This is a genomic window from Enterobacter cloacae complex sp. P13B (assembly GCF_014895915.1).
Lineage (GTDB): Bacteria > Pseudomonadota > Gammaproteobacteria > Enterobacterales > Enterobacteriaceae > Enterobacter > Enterobacter bugandensis.
Genome location: NZ_JADBQN010000133.1, coordinates 1 through 575, shown reverse-complemented (window position 1 = coordinate 575; position 575 = coordinate 1). Strand labels below are relative to the sequence as shown.

At 36.9% G+C, this 575-nt stretch carries 1 protein-coding gene; it reads left to right on the top strand.

The window, feature by feature from the left end; genetic code table 11:
• Positions 1–324: 324 nt before the first annotated feature.
• On the top strand, positions 325–528 hold the full coding sequence (locus IM273_RS22290; protein WP_016190490.1) for an AlpA family transcriptional regulator: 204 nt from the start codon (positions 325–327) through the stop codon (positions 526–528).
• Positions 529–575: the final 47 nt, after the last annotated feature.

Genomic DNA, 575 nt, shown 5'->3' with positions numbered 1-575 from the left:
ATCTAACTCCTTATTGAAGAAAAAACATAATTAGAGGCTGTCTTAATACGCAATTGAACAGATAGTTATCTTCTCTAAGCTCAAATCTAGTGAGTAAAGGTTTTCGATCTTGTGAAAATTTAGGTGAATGAAAGAACTGTTTTCTACCTGTAGCCTATTGATGTGAGGGTTTCGGATGTTATGAAACTCTCAGATTCTGAGTGATATGAATCTCCAGAGACTCATAGTTTCGAACCAAGGATGGCTCTGGTGTTCGTAATCTCGCTTCATCCATTCGAAATTCATTTGTACTGTATCCCTGTAGAAACAACAGAGGACATACATATGGAAAATCAAGCTCGTCTCATCCGTTTACCAGAAGTCATGAAGAAAACTGGATTTGGTAAAGCGTGGATCTATCGTCTTATCAGCCAAAATAGGTTTCCACAGCCAGTAAAGATCGGTGTTCGTGCTACCGCTTTTGTCGAAAGCGAAATCGATGAATGGATTCAATTAATTATCGAAAATTCAAGAAAGCATGTCGCTTAACAAAAATGCTGCTTCATCGATTTTTAACTTTTAATAATGCATTAAGA

Bases quoted from the DNA above. Each gene is read 5' to 3' on its own strand.
- IM273_RS22290 (WP_016190490.1), top strand. From the start codon at position 325: ATGGAAAATCAAGCTCGTCTCATCCGTTTACCAGAAGTCATGAAGAAA.